Origin of the sequence: Olsenella uli (assembly GCF_016899935.1) — a bacterium.
GTDB lineage: Bacteria > Actinomycetota > Coriobacteriia > Coriobacteriales > Atopobiaceae > Thermophilibacter > Thermophilibacter uli_B.
This window is the reverse complement of sequence record NZ_JACJJK010000001.1, coordinates 223,194-235,756: the sequence shown is the minus strand read 5'-3', so window position 1 is coordinate 235,756 and position 12,563 is coordinate 223,194. Positions and strand designations below refer to the sequence as shown.

At 70.3% G+C, this 12,563-nt stretch carries 12 protein-coding genes; 10 read left to right on the top strand and 2 right to left on the bottom strand.

The window, feature by feature from the left end; all coding sequences use genetic code 11:
• The first annotated feature begins 8 nt into the window (after positions 1 to 8).
• The 6 genes from pstB to H6A07_RS01055 all read left to right on the top strand — a co-directional run bounded on the left by pstB (position 9) and on the right by H6A07_RS01055 (position 5,336).
• Entirely contained in the window at positions 9 to 803 is a 795-nt protein-coding gene (pstB, locus tag H6A07_RS01080) for a phosphate ABC transporter ATP-binding protein PstB (protein WP_204812488.1), read from the top strand.
• Entirely contained in the window at positions 803 to 1,492 is a 690-nt protein-coding gene (locus H6A07_RS01075; RefSeq protein WP_204812486.1) for a phosphate signaling complex PhoU family protein, read from the top strand. Before pstB ends, H6A07_RS01075 begins: the two co-directional genes overlap by 1 nt.
• A gap of 42 nt (positions 1,493 to 1,534) precedes the next feature.
• A complete protein-coding gene (locus H6A07_RS01070; protein ID WP_204812484.1) occupies positions 1,535 to 2,215 on the top strand; it encodes a response regulator transcription factor in 681 nt (226 codons plus the stop codon).
• A 9-nt stretch (positions 2,216 to 2,224) separates the two neighbouring features.
• On the top strand, positions 2,225 to 3,622 hold the full coding sequence (locus tag H6A07_RS10350; protein ID WP_204812482.1) for an ATP-binding protein: 1,398 nt from the start codon (positions 2,225 to 2,227) through the stop codon (positions 3,620 to 3,622).
• 204 nt (positions 3,623 to 3,826) lie between these two features.
• On the top strand, positions 3,827 to 4,333 hold the full coding sequence (locus tag H6A07_RS01060; RefSeq protein WP_204812480.1) for an RNA polymerase sigma factor: 507 nt from the start codon (positions 3,827 to 3,829) through the stop codon (positions 4,331 to 4,333).
• Positions 4,317 to 5,336 (top strand): DUF4179 domain-containing protein, encoded by a 1,020-nt coding sequence (locus H6A07_RS01055; protein ID WP_204812478.1) that lies wholly within the window; start codon positions 4,317 to 4,319, stop codon positions 5,334 to 5,336. The genes H6A07_RS01060 and H6A07_RS01055 overlap by 17 nt, the downstream gene beginning before the upstream one ends.
• Positions 5,337 to 5,396: 60 nt before the next feature.
• Here the strand turns inward: H6A07_RS01055 and H6A07_RS01050 are convergent, their stop codons facing one another.
• Positions 5,397 to 6,890 (bottom strand): alpha/beta fold hydrolase, encoded by a 1,494-nt coding sequence (locus H6A07_RS01050; RefSeq protein ID WP_204812476.1) that lies wholly within the window; start codon positions 6,888 to 6,890, stop codon positions 5,397 to 5,399.
• 148 nt (positions 6,891 to 7,038) lie between these two features.
• On the bottom strand, positions 7,039 to 9,063 hold the full coding sequence (locus H6A07_RS01045; protein WP_204812475.1) for a class I tRNA ligase family protein: 2,025 nt from the start codon (positions 9,061 to 9,063) through the stop codon (positions 7,039 to 7,041).
• A gap of 414 nt (positions 9,064 to 9,477) precedes the next feature.
• Between H6A07_RS01045 and H6A07_RS01040 the strand changes: the two genes are divergently transcribed.
• From H6A07_RS01040 to H6A07_RS01025, 4 genes are all read left to right on the top strand, one after another.
• Positions 9,478 to 10,014, top strand: coding sequence for a metalloprotease family protein (locus tag H6A07_RS01040; protein WP_204812474.1), 537 nt, complete (start codon positions 9,478 to 9,480; stop codon positions 10,012 to 10,014).
• Positions 10,011 to 10,763, top strand: coding sequence for a nitroreductase family protein (locus H6A07_RS01035; protein ID WP_204812473.1), 753 nt, complete (start codon positions 10,011 to 10,013; stop codon positions 10,761 to 10,763). The genes H6A07_RS01040 and H6A07_RS01035 overlap by 4 nt, the downstream gene beginning before the upstream one ends.
• Complete coding sequence (locus tag H6A07_RS01030) at positions 10,760 to 11,383, top strand: epoxyqueuosine reductase QueH (RefSeq protein WP_204812472.1); 624 nt, start codon at positions 10,760 to 10,762, stop codon at positions 11,381 to 11,383. Before H6A07_RS01035 ends, H6A07_RS01030 begins: the two co-directional genes overlap by 4 nt.
• A 94-nt stretch (positions 11,384 to 11,477) precedes the next feature.
• Complete coding sequence (locus H6A07_RS01025; RefSeq protein ID WP_204812471.1) at positions 11,478 to 12,452, top strand: magnesium transporter CorA family protein; 975 nt, start codon at positions 11,478 to 11,480, stop codon at positions 12,450 to 12,452.
• Positions 12,453 to 12,563 lie beyond the last annotated feature (111 nt).

Here is a 12,563-nt window from a genome sequence, read left to right as displayed (position 1 = left end):
GGAGGAACATGGACACACAGCTTAACGAGGGCGTCTATCGCTCCCTGGACAGCGCCGAGACCGCGATCAGCGTGCGCGACTTCGACCTGTGGTACGGGGACTTCCAGGCGCTCAAGAAGATCAACCTGGAGATTCCGCGCAACCGCGCCACGGCCTTCATCGGCCCGTCCGGCTGCGGCAAGTCCACGCTGCTGCGCACGTTCAACCGGATGTGCGACTTCGTGGAGTCCGTGCGCACCGAGGGCACGATCGAGTTCGACGGGCGCGACATCTTCCAGATGGACGCCAACGCTCTGCGCGTCTACGTGGGCATGGTCTTCCAGCACCCCAACCCGTTCCCGATGAGCATCCGCGAGAACGTCCTCTACGGGCCCCGTCGCATGGGCCGCCTCTCCAAGGGCGAGGCCGACGAGATTCTCGAGCGCTGCCTCACGCGCGCGGCGCTCTGGGACGAGGTCAAGGACAGCCTCGACAAGAGCGGCCTGGGCCTCTCCGGTGGCCAGCAGCAGCGCCTCTGCATCGCCCGCGCCCTCGCCACCGACCCGGAGATCCTGCTCATGGACGAGCCCACCTCCGCGCTCGACCCCATCTCCACGAGCATGGTGGAGGAGCTCATGAGCGAGCTCTCGGAGGACCACACCGTGGTCGTCGTGACCCACAACATGCAGCAGGCCGCCCGCGTGGCCGACAAGACCGTCTTCTTCTACCTCGGCGAGCTCGTCGAGGAGGCGCCCACCCGCGAGTTCTTCGCCAACCCGCGCGAGAAGCGCACCCAGGAATACCTATCAGGGAGGTTCAGCTAATGTCCGCAGCAACCCGCTCCAAGTTCACCAAGCAGCTCGACGACATCGAGGAGTACCTGAGGCGCCTCACCGAGAAGTGCGCCGCCGACGTGCGCGCCTCCGGGCTCGCCGCCACCGGTGACAAGGGCGCCGCCGAGGGCGTCATGTCCGGCCGCAAGAACGAGGACCGCCTGCGCAACGCGATCGAGGAGAACTGCCTCGACGTGATGCTGCTCCAGCAGCCGCTCATCGGCGAGGACCTGCGCTTCGTCTCCGGCGCCTTCCGCATCGTCTCCGACCTCACGCACATCGACGGCATGACGCGCGACATCGCCTTCCTCGTGGAGGAGATCCCGGACAAGGCCTCCAAGAAGCTCTCCGCCGAGTTCACCGAGATGTCCGAGTGCGCCGCCTCGATGGTCGAGCAGGCCGGCGCCGCCTTCGCCGCCGCCGACGTCGAGGGCGCCCAGAAGGTCGTCGAGGAGGACAACCGCGTCAACGAGCTCTATGATGAGGTCGAGAAGAAGCTCGTGGGGCTCATCCGCGACGGCAAGTCCTCCGCTCAGTACCTCCCCGAGCTGCTGATGGTGGCCAAGTACTTCGAGCGCATCGGCGACCTCGCCAAGCGCGTGGGTGCGTGGGCGATCTTCCGCGTCACCGGCGAGCACGTGGTGGCCGAGAAGGCGAGCCAGCAGCGCGCCGAGCGCTAGGATAGGCTGGGAGAGACGACAACGAGACGGGAGAGGGAAGCGTTGGTCTACTACGTCGAGGACGACAAGAACATCCGGGAGCTCACGGTTTACGCGCTCGGCCAGGGCGGCATCGAGGCCCGGGGCTGTGCCGACGACGCCGAGTTCCGTCGCGCCTGCGCGGAGCGCACCCCCGACGCCGTCCTTCTCGACATCATGCTCCCCGACGCGGACGGGCTGGAGATCCTGGCCCGTCTGCGCCGCACCCCCGGTCTCAAGAACGTGCCCGTCATGATGCTCACCGCGAAGGACACCGAGCTCGACACCGTGCGCGCGCTCGACGGCGGCGCGGACGACTACCTCTCCAAGCCCTTCGGCATGATGGAGGTCGTGAGCCGCACGCGCGCGCTTCTGCGCCGCGCCGGGCGCGGCGCCGCGACGACCGAGCAGCCCACGTCGCTCACCTGTGGCGACGTCACGCTCTGGCCCGAGCGTCGCGAGGTCAGCGTGGGGGGTCGCGAGGTCCAGCTCACGATGCGCGAGTTCGACCTGATGGAATTCCTCATGCGCTCCCCGGGCGTGGTCTTCTCACGGGAGACGCTGCTCCAGCGCGTGTGGGGCTGGGACTTCGACGGCGGTTCGCGCACCGTGGACGTGCACGTCCAGCAGATCCGCGCCAAGCTCGGCGCATCGTCCGACCTGATCGAGACCGTGCGCGGCGTGGGGTATCGCATCCGGGGGTAGGGGGACGGCGTGGTCAGACAGCCCGGGGCCAAGGGGTCACTCTCGCACCGCATGTTCATGGCGTTCGTCGCGGCCTGCGCGTGCGTCGCCATCGTCGTGACGGTGGCCGCCTCCCTCATCTATCAGAGCGCCTTTCTCGCCGACGAGCACGAGCAGCTCGCCGGCGAGTGCCGTATGCTGGCCTCGTTGCTCGACGGCGCGGACGACGACGCCGCCGCGCTCGCCGCGCTCGACCTCGGCGACGTCCGCGCGACGCTGATCGACCCCGACGGCACGGTGACCTTCGACAGCCTGGCGGACGCCTCCGAGCTGGAGAGCCACGCCGACCGTCCTGAGGTGCTCGCCGCGCTCGCTGACGGCACGGGCTCGTCGGAGCGCGCGAGCGACACTGCGGGCTACATGAGCCTCTACGAGGCGGAGCGGCTCGACTCCGGCCAGGTGGTGCGCCTGTCGGTGGACCGGGCCGGCGTGGTGGCGTTCCTTTTCCAGGACCTCGTCCTTCTCGTCGCGCTGGCGGCGCTTTTGGTGGGGGTGAGCTGGCTCGTCTCGCGCTGGCTCTCGCGCCGCTTTGTCCGGCCTATCCTGGAGATTGACCCGTCGTCGGGCGACGGGGTGGCCCCCTACGTGGAGCTCGACCCGCTCGTGAACCGGCTGAACGAGCAGCACGAGGCGCTCGTGCACCGCATGAGCCAGATCCAGGACGCCGCCGACCTGCGCCGGGAGTTCACCGCCAACGTGACGCACGAGCTCAAGACGCCGATTGCCTCCATCTCCGGCGCCGCCGAGCTCATCCGCGACGGCATCGCCCGACCTGAGGACGTGCCGGGCTTCGCGGGGCGCATCTACGACGACGCGCGCCGGCTCTCGAGCCTGGTGAGCGACATCCTGACCCTCTCCAAGCTCGACGAGGCCGAGCGCGCGGGCGAGGGCGCGCGCGAGCTCTTCGGCCCGTCCGAGAGCGTGAACCTGCTCGCCGTCGCGCGCGACGTGGCCGACCGCCTGGCCCCCAAGGCCGAGCGGGCGCAGGTGGACCTCTCCGTCGAGGGCGTGTCCATGATTGTGCGGGGCAATCCGCGCCTGCTCGACGAGCTCGTGAGCAACCTCTGCGACAACGCGATCCGCTACAACCGGCCGGGCGGCAAGGTCTTCGTCTGGGTGCTGCCGGGCGAGGGAGGCGGCGCGCGGCTGCGCGTGTCCGACACCGGCATCGGCATCCCCGAGGCGTCGCAGGACAAGGTCTTCGAGCGCTTCTACCGCGTGGACAAGGGGCGCAGCCGCGACATGGGCGGCACGGGCCTGGGCCTCGCGATCGTCAAGCACGCGGCCGCCTACCACGGCGCCACGCTCACCCTGGAGAGTGAGGTCGACAAGGGCACCACGATCACCGTGACGTTCCCGCGCGCGTAGCGGGAGGGCGTTCTTCTCGCCCGTCGTTCCGCCGTGCTCCCGCCGAATAACGTACTAAATCGTACAAGTACGTTATTTCCAACTGCGGATATAGAAAGCTGTGCTTGATTCTGTACGTTAATTCGCCGACGCGGCGTCTCCCGCTGTCAGGTTTTGCCTCCCCGTGCGTATCGTAGGTAGAGGGAGAAGGACGGGAGGTGTGCGATGCGCGAGCGACGGCGGGCGGAGCGCCTGGTCGGGACCTACGCCGACCTGATCCTGCGTGTGGCCTACACCTATCTGGGCTCGCGCGCGGACGCCGAGGACGTCTGCCAGGAGGTGCTGCTGCGGCTGGTGCGTCGCGACGAGCCCTTCGAGAGCGCCGAGCACGAGCGGGCCTGGGTGGTCCGCGTGACCGCCAACCTCTGCCGCGACCTGCTGCGCCGGCGGTCCTCCCGCCCCACGCTCGGGCTCGACGAGGTGCCGGAGCCTGCGGCGGGCGAGCCGGCCGACGAGCTTGCGGCCACGGCGCGCGTCCTGCGCGCGGTGATGCGCCTGCCGCTCGTCTACCGCGAGGCCATCTTCCTCCGCTACTACGAGAACTACTCGATCCAGGACATCGCTCGGACGTGCGGCTGCGGCGAGGACGCGGCCGCCGCGCGCCTGAGCCGCGGCCGCGCGAAGCTGAGGGAGCTCTTGAAGGGGGATGGTTGCGATGAGGGAGACGTTTGACGAGTACCGCACGGAGCTCGACGACCTGTCTTTCTCGCCGGGCGAGAAGGACGAGCTGGTCAGGGGGATGCTCGGCGCCTCCGCGCCGCGCCGGGCGCGCTGGGCGCCGCGCGCGGCGGTGGCGGCGGGGGTGGTCCTGGCGCTCGGCGTCGGCGTGGCGACGGCCTACGCCACCGGTGCGCTGTCCGCTGCGGGCGAGCTCATCACCGACGTGTTCGGCGCGGGGTCGGCGCAGACCGAGACCATCGGGCGCGCCGCGCAGCCGGCGGGCGCGAGCGCGACGGCGGGAGGCGTGACCGTCACGGCCGACGCCGTGCTCGGCGACGACACGCACTACGTGATCGTCTACAGCCTGACGCCCGACGACCCGACGCTCTTTGCGGACGTGCCGCGCGGCGAGGGGACGGTCCTTCTCGACTTCTCCAACATAGCGATCCCGGAGAACGAGGGGGCGATCGGCGGCGGCGTGGGCGCGTACTTCTACGACGCCGACCCGGACGACCCGAGCGTGCAGTACGTCCAGCAGTGCTGGGCGCAGACCGCGGGCGGACTTTCGGGGACGAGCGCGCACGTGAAGTTCGTCGACCTCTGGGTGCTCGACCCCGAGACGCTCAAGCCCACGGGCGAGCCGCTCGCGACGGGCACGTGGGAGCTGGACGTGCCGCTCGACTACGAGAGCTCCGCGATCGAGCTGCCCTCCGGCCAGACGGTCGACTACGAGGGCGCCACGGTCACGGTGACGGAGCTCTCCGTCTCGCCGCTCGGCGTCGTGATCTCCTACGACCTGGAGGGCACGCCGGACTCCGACTTTGACTCCCCGCAGTTCAACCTGCCCGTCGTCGTGAACTTTGCGGACGGGACGAGCTTTGACGCCACGCTGTCCGGCGGCTACGGCGACGAGGGCCACGTCACGAAGGGCGACACGTTCGACCGGATCGTGAACGTCGAGGACATCGTGAGCGTGACGGTGGGCGACGTCACGGTCGAGGTCCCGCACGCGTAGCGACTCCGCGTGCGCCCGTTTCCGGCGCCGGCCTCCCTGCGGGGCCGGCGCCCTTTGCGCCTAGGCGTCGAGGCGCAGCTCCCAGAGGTTGGTCCAGCCGGGCATCGGCAGCTCGGGGTAGGGGAGCCAGATCGGGCGGTGGCGCGTGAAGCCGCAGCGCGTGTACATCGCGTTGGCCTCGACGCTCTGGACCGAGGTGTTGAGCCGGACCGCGCGGGCGCCCTCGGCGCGCGCCTCGTGCGCCGCGGCGTCGAGCAGGGCGACGGAGACGTGGCGGCCGCGCGCCGCCGGGTTCACGGCGAGCAGGTGGAGCCCCCGCACCGCGCACGCGGGCAGGTCCTCCCAGTCGGGGCCGCCCGTGCCGGAGCCGTGGCCGGGGGCCGTGCCGTCACCCATGTCCGCGTCCGCGTCCATCGCCACGGCGCCGAGAAGAACGGCGTCCTCGCGGGGCGCGCCGTCACGGACGGCCGCGGCGTCGAAGGCGCCCCAGTAGGAGCCCGCCGCGAGGAGCCCGCGCGCCATGCCGGCGGGCGGCCAGACCTCGGGGACCCAGCCGCAGGTGCCGCCGGCGGCGCAGACGTTGACGTACAGCTCGTCGAGCTTCTCGGCCCAGAGGCCCGAGACGGGCAGGCGTACCACGGCGACGTCGGCCGGCACGTCGGCGCGCCCCTCGTGGCGCACGTCGTTGCGCCCAATCGCGGCGAGAAGCTCGCGCGCCACGGCGGCCGGCGCCATCTTGGGGAGGTTGTGGTCCACGCCGGGCTCCACGACCTTGGTCGCGCCTGGGATGGCGGCCACGATGCGGTCGGTCTCCTCGGGCAGGATCTCGTCGAACTCGCCGACCATGACGGTCACGGGGCAGGAGATGCGCGCGAGCGAGGCCGCCTCGATCTGCGGCTGCTCGACCATGAGCTGCAGGAGCTCCGCGATGCGGGCGGACTCGGCGGGGGAGGGCACCGGCGTGCCGTCCTCGAGCGTGACGCCCTCCTCGCCCTCCTCGGCCCAGCGGCGGTTCTCGGCGGCGGCGTAGGCCATCCAGTCCGTGTCCTCCTTGGGGAGGCCCGCCGGCGTGAGGTTGGCGCCGAGCGCGGTCACGGAGAGCACGTGCTCGCCCCAGTCGCGGGCGAGGAGGAGGCCCAGGATGCCGCCGTCGGAGAAGCCGAGGACGTGGACCTGTGGCACGCCGAGGCGCGAGCAGACCTCGCGGGCGTCGGCGGCCATGAGCTCGTACGAGAGCGGGGCCGTGCCGCGCGTGCTCTGGCCCTGCGCGCGGGAGTCAACGGCGATGACGGCGCGCCCGCTCGCGCAGACGGCGTCGATCACGGGGCCAAAGATACCGTGCTCCTCGCCGTTGCCGTGCAGCATGAGGACCGGCGGCACGGCCAGGCCGAGGCCAAACGGCGTGCCCGGCTCGTCGACGACCCCGGCGGGCGCGTAGGTCCAGGCCACGATCGTGGCGCCGTCGGCCGTGGGCACCTCCACGCGCGCGGCGAGCGCGGTCTGCGGGAGGGCGTACGGGCGCGGAACGTGCACCGGCGGCGGCGTGACGGTCATGGGTGAATCCCTTCGCCGAAGGTCAATCGAACGGGCTTGCGGGGCGAGAAGGTCCGGCGCTCGGACAGCTTGCCGCAAAGAACGCGGCAAGAACTCGCGGCGGACCTTCTCGTTCCGCAAGCCCTGCCCAAAGGTTCTTCTCGACTGGCTACTTCTTGAGCTGCGACGGGTGCTTCTCGAAGAAGTCGTAGCGCGGGGGGAGCGGCACGATCTTGTGGCTCTCCGGGGTCTCGCCGCAGGCGGCCGCCAGTTCGGCCGGGCCGTCGAAGGCGTGCTCCCAGCTAAAGAACAGCTCCGGCGAGAAGCCCATGTGCTCGCAGATCTTCTCGCACCCAAAGGGCACGGCCGGGTGCATGAGCAGCGCCGCCGTGCGCAGCGCGCAGAAGGCGTCGGCCAGCGCGGCCTCGTAGGCGGCGTCGTCGCCGCGAGCGGCCTTGGAGGCGTCGTCCCAGCGCTTGTTGGCCGCGCGGGTGAACTCCTCGGCCACCGCGAGCGCGCCGTGGGCGTCGAACTCGTAGGCGCGCCGCTCGAAGGCCAGCGTTGCCTCGCGCGCCGCGGAGACGGCCTCCGCGCTCGGCGCCGTAGCCGGCAGGTGCGCGTCGCAGACGTTGGCCGCGCCGTAGAAGCAGCTGCGGGCCAGGCGGTTGAAGATGTTGGTGAGGAAGGCGCTCTCCTTGAGGGCGGGGTCAACCACGCGCGGGTCGTCGCGGACAAGCACGTCCTCGCCGGTCGCCTTGTCCTTGTGGGAGACGGAGGTGTCAAAGGCCTTGGGGTTGAAGGACACGGCCTTCTGGTCCAGGCCGAGCGAGAGCCAGTGCGCGCGCAGCTGCTCGGGCGTGTAGGCGTCCAGCAGCTCGGCGGCCATCGGCGGGACGATCTTGCCGGAGCTCGAGGCCTTCTTGTTCATGAACAGGATGTGGTAGTTGGCCACGGGGATGTCCTGCGTGAGGTTCCAGCCGAGCGCCTCCCACATGGCCGGCTGCGCCACACAGTAGAAGTAGATGTTGTCCTGGCCGATGAACTGGTAGACGCGGGCGTCCTCGCTGCACCACCAGTCGTGCCAGTCGCGGCTGGAGTAGCGGCCGTCCTCGGCGAGGCCCAGCACCGTCTGCGTGAAGGAGATCGGCGCCCACAGGCTCTCCGGCCAGCACCAGACCGTGAGGCCGCTCGTGCCCTCCAGGTCCGGCGCGGGCACGCCCCAGTCGATGTTGCCGGTGATGCGGAACGGCAGCAGGCACTTGCCGGTGCGGAAGCGCACGCCGGCCGCCTCGAGCTTCTCGCGCGCCTCGTCGCGCTCCTCCCAGCCGGCAAAGGTGAGCGAGAAGGACTGCTGGCCCTTTTCGGCCTCCGCGAGCGTGTGGGCGGGGAGCTGGTCGGCCACCGCGTCGTAGGCCTCGCGGAACTTGGTCTGAATGTAGATCACGGGGTCCACGAGGCTCTCGCGCACGGTCTTGGTCACGACGGCGCGGACCTGTGGGTCGGCGTCCCACTCGTCCATGAGGCGCTCGAGCTCGTGGCGGAAGGCCGGCAGGTCAAAGTACCAGTTGTCAACCGGCCGCAGCTCGGGGGTGGTGCCGGTGACCTGCGAGACGGGCGCGATCAGCTCCTCGGGGTCAAACTGGTGGCCGAGGTCGCACTCGTCGGCGTAGGCCTTCTCGGACTTGCAGCCGCGCACCGGGCAGCGGCCCTGGACCTGGCGGCCGTTGAGGAAGGTGCCGGCCTCCACGTCAAAGAACTGGCGCGTGGAGCGCTTGTGCAGGTAGCCGCGCTCGTGGAGGCGGCGGATGAGCTCGTCGGTCAGCTGGGCGTGGACGGGGGCCGCAGGCTCCAGGCCCGAGCCCGCGAAGAGGTCGAGCGAGATGCCGTAGGCGTCCAGCGCGGCCTTCTGGCTCTCGTGGTTGGCGCGCACGTAGTCGACGATCGTGCCGGTGTAGCCCTCGGTCTCGACCTTCTTGCGGTAGCCCTCGGCGATGGGCGAGCCGTAGCAGTCCGTGCCGGAGACAAAGATCACGTTCTCGGGTCCGATGCGGTCGCGCAGGAAGCGCGCGAAGAAGTCGGCCGGGACAAAGACGCCGCCGATGTGGCCGAAGTGCAGGTTCTTGTTGCCGTAGGGCATGCCGCCGGTGATGACCGCGCGGCGAGGGAAGCTCGGGCGAGAGGAGGTCTCGGGCATGGGTGCTCCTTCGTGTCTGGGTACAGCCCTCCCATTCTCGCACTTCTCGCCCGCGCCCGCTCGGGGCGTGCGCGTTTCCGGAAAAGGCCGACCTTGTCCCGGCGGCTTCTAAGAAACGGGGACCGTGCACACCCGGTGGGCTCAAAAGACGCGGTTACGCGCGACAAGAACGCGGATTTGCGGACACATCCGGTACAAGCCTGGCGATTCTCGGAGACCCTCGGAACAACCCCGCCGATTCCCGGAAGCCCCCGGAACAAGGTCGGCCCTTCCTAGAACCCTGCGGAACAACCCCGCCGATTCCCGGAAGCCCCCGGAACAAGGTCGGCCCTTCCTAGAACCCTGCGTGACAGCCCCGCCGATTTCCGGACGCTCCCGCGCCGCCCGCCATGCGGATACAATCGGGACATGCACGTGATCGAGGACATAGACATCCTGGGGGCCGCCGCGCTGCAGCGGTGCGTGGCGCGGCTGTCGTTTGCGCTGCTCGGCGCGACGGTCCTGCTCGCCGTCCTGCTCGGCCTCGCGCTGGGAGGCGAGAGGATCGACGTCTGGTGGTGGCTTGCGCTGGCGGCGGGCTCGCTCGTCGCGCTGCCCGTTCACGAGCTCGTGCACGCGGCGGGCTTCAAGCTGCTCTGTCCCGGCTGCCGGGTGAGCTTTGGCTTCCAGGACGCCTTTCTCTACACCAGGACGGACGGCGCCGTGCTGGCGCGCGCTCGCATGGTCGCCGTACTGCTGGCGCCGGCGGTGCTGGTGAGCGGCGCGCTGCTCGTCGGCGCGCTTGCCGCCGCCCGCCCGGTGCTCGCGGTCCTGCTCGCCGGCATCCACCTCTCGGGATGCGCCGGCGACCTGCTCATGGCCGCGACCGCCCTCCGCGAACGCGCCTGCTCCCACGTTCGCGACACAAATACCGGCATCACCCTGCTCTCCGACCGCGAGGAGGTCGCATGAACGAGACCATCGCCCAGCTGCACGCCCGCCGCTCCGTGCGCGCCTACACCGACGAGCCCGTGAGCGCCGACGACGAGCGGGCCATCCTGGAGGCCGCGTGCCAGGCGCCCACGGCGGGCAACCAGCAGCTCTACTCCATCATCGTGGTGCGCGACCAGGCCGAGAAGGACGAGCTCGCCGTCACCTGCGACAACCAGCCCTTCATTGCCGCCGCGCCGCTCGTGCTCGTGTTCTGCGCGGACGTGCTCCGCTGGCACGAGGCGTTTCTCGCCGCTGGCGCGGAGGCGCGCGAGCCGGGCGTGGGGGACTTCCTGCTCGCGCTCGAGGACACGGCGATCGCCGCGCAGAACGCCGTGGTCGCCGCCGAGAGCCTGGGCCTGGGCTCGTGCTACATCGGCGACATCCTGGAGCGGCGCGAGGACCAGGCGCGCATCCTGGGGTGCCCGCGCCACGTGGTGCCGGCCGTGATGCTCGTGATCGGGCATCCCACCGAGGGGCAGCGCCGCCGCACGAAGCCGGCGCGGCTGCCGCTGGAAGACGTCGTCTTCGAGAACCGCTACGAGGAGCGCGACGGCGCGCGCCTGCTCGAGGACCTGCGTCCCAAGGCCCCCGCGAGCCGCGAGCTCGCCGACTGGGCGCGCGCGTTCTGCGAGCGCAAGTGGAACTCGGGCTTCTCGCGCGAGATGACGCGCTCGGCGGCGGCGATCCTCGCCGACTTTGCGACGGACGTCTCGGGGGCCGGACGATGAGCGGGACGGGGGAGCGCACGCCGCTTCTGCTCCACGCGTGCTGTGGGCCGTGCTCGCTCGAGCCGCTGCGCCTGCTGCGCGCGGAGGGCTTCGAGCCCACGATCTGCTGGACCAACCCCAACATCCAGCCGGTCCCCGAGTGGCGGCGCCGCCTGGACACGCTGCGCGCCTGGGCGGACGAGGTGGCCCACGTGGACGTAATCGTGGCCGGCGACGACCGTGCGGCGTGGGAGGCCGCCGTCGCGCCGGCGGGCTTTGACCGCGAGCGGCGCTGCCGGGCCTGCTACGCTCTGCGCCTGGCCGAGGCGTGCCGCGTCGCGCGCGAGCGCGGCTTCGTCCACGTCTCCACGACGCTCGCGGTCTCCCCGTACCAGCTCTTCGACGCCTGCGGTGAGATCCTTTCCGCCACGGCCGCGGCCCACGGCCTCACGCCGGTCTGGCGCGACTTCCGCCCGTACTACCCCGAGGCCACGCGCGAGTCCCGCGAGCTGGGCATGTACCGCCAGAACTACTGCGGCTGCCGCTTCTCCGCCGCCGAGGCCGCTCTCGAGCGCCACGCCGCCCGCGACGCGCGCAAGGCCGCCAAGGCCGCGGCGCGTTCAGGCGCCCTTCAGGTGTAAGGGTTTTGGCAAGACCACGGGTCCTCTCGCCCGCGCGCGTCGCCGCTGCTCTATCGTGGTGGTCCCAAACCGAGACGAAAAGGACGGTGAGAACATGATCCAGTGTCTGCTGACCGGCGAGAACGGAACCATCGAGAAGGTCGCGGAGCCCAGTCCCGGCTGCTGGGTCAACGCCGTCGCACCCACGGCCGAGGAGCGCGCCTGGCTCGAGCGCGAGCTCGGCGTGCTGCCGGAGTTCGTGGGCTCCGCCCTCGACGACGAGGAGACCTCCCGCATCGACTACGACGAGGACGCGCACCAGATCTTCGTCATCGTGGACTACCCGGTCGTCGGCGAGGACGGTGCGGGCGTCCGCCCGCAGAGCCCGCTGCAGTACGACACCATGCCGCTCTCGATGGTCTTTCTCCCCGAGCGGGGCCTCTTCGTCACGATCAGCCTGCTCGAGAACGAGGTCGTGAGCGACATGGCGAGCGGCCGCGTCCGCAACGTGGACACGCGCCTGCGCACCCGCTTCCTGCTGCAGATGCTCCTGCACATCTCCCAGCTCTACCTCGTCTACCTACGGCGCATCGACCGCCTCTCGTCCAACACCGAGACGCGCCTCCACGCCTCCGTGCGCAACGAGGAGCTCATCCAGATGCTCAACCTGGAGAAGTCGCTCGTGTACTTCTCCACCTCGCTCAAGTCCGACGAGGTGACGCTCAACAAGATCGCGCAGGGCCGCATCATCCCGCTCTACGAGGACGACCAGGACCTGCTCGACGACGTGCTCGTCGAGGTGCGCCAGGCCATCGAGATGGCCACCATCTACTCCAACACGCTCTCCGGCACGATGGACGCGTTCGCGAGCATCATCTCCAACAACCTCAACATCGTGATGAAGCTGCTCTCGGTCATCACGATTGTGATGGCGATCCCCAACATCGTCTTCGGCTTCTACGGCATGAACGTGGACCTGCCCTTCGACGGCGTCCCGCTGCTGGACAGCTGGGGCTTCCCGCTGCTTCTGGCCGTGGTCGGCTGCCTCGCGGCGGCGTGGATCTTCAACCGCAAGGGGCTCTGGCGCTAGGCGCGAAGAACGGGACGGTCCGGGGCTGCACGCGCTACCAGGAATTCCTGGTAGCGCGCTCTTCTCGCCGTGCGCTAGTCGGGATTCGTGGTTATTCGGACACGTTTTCCG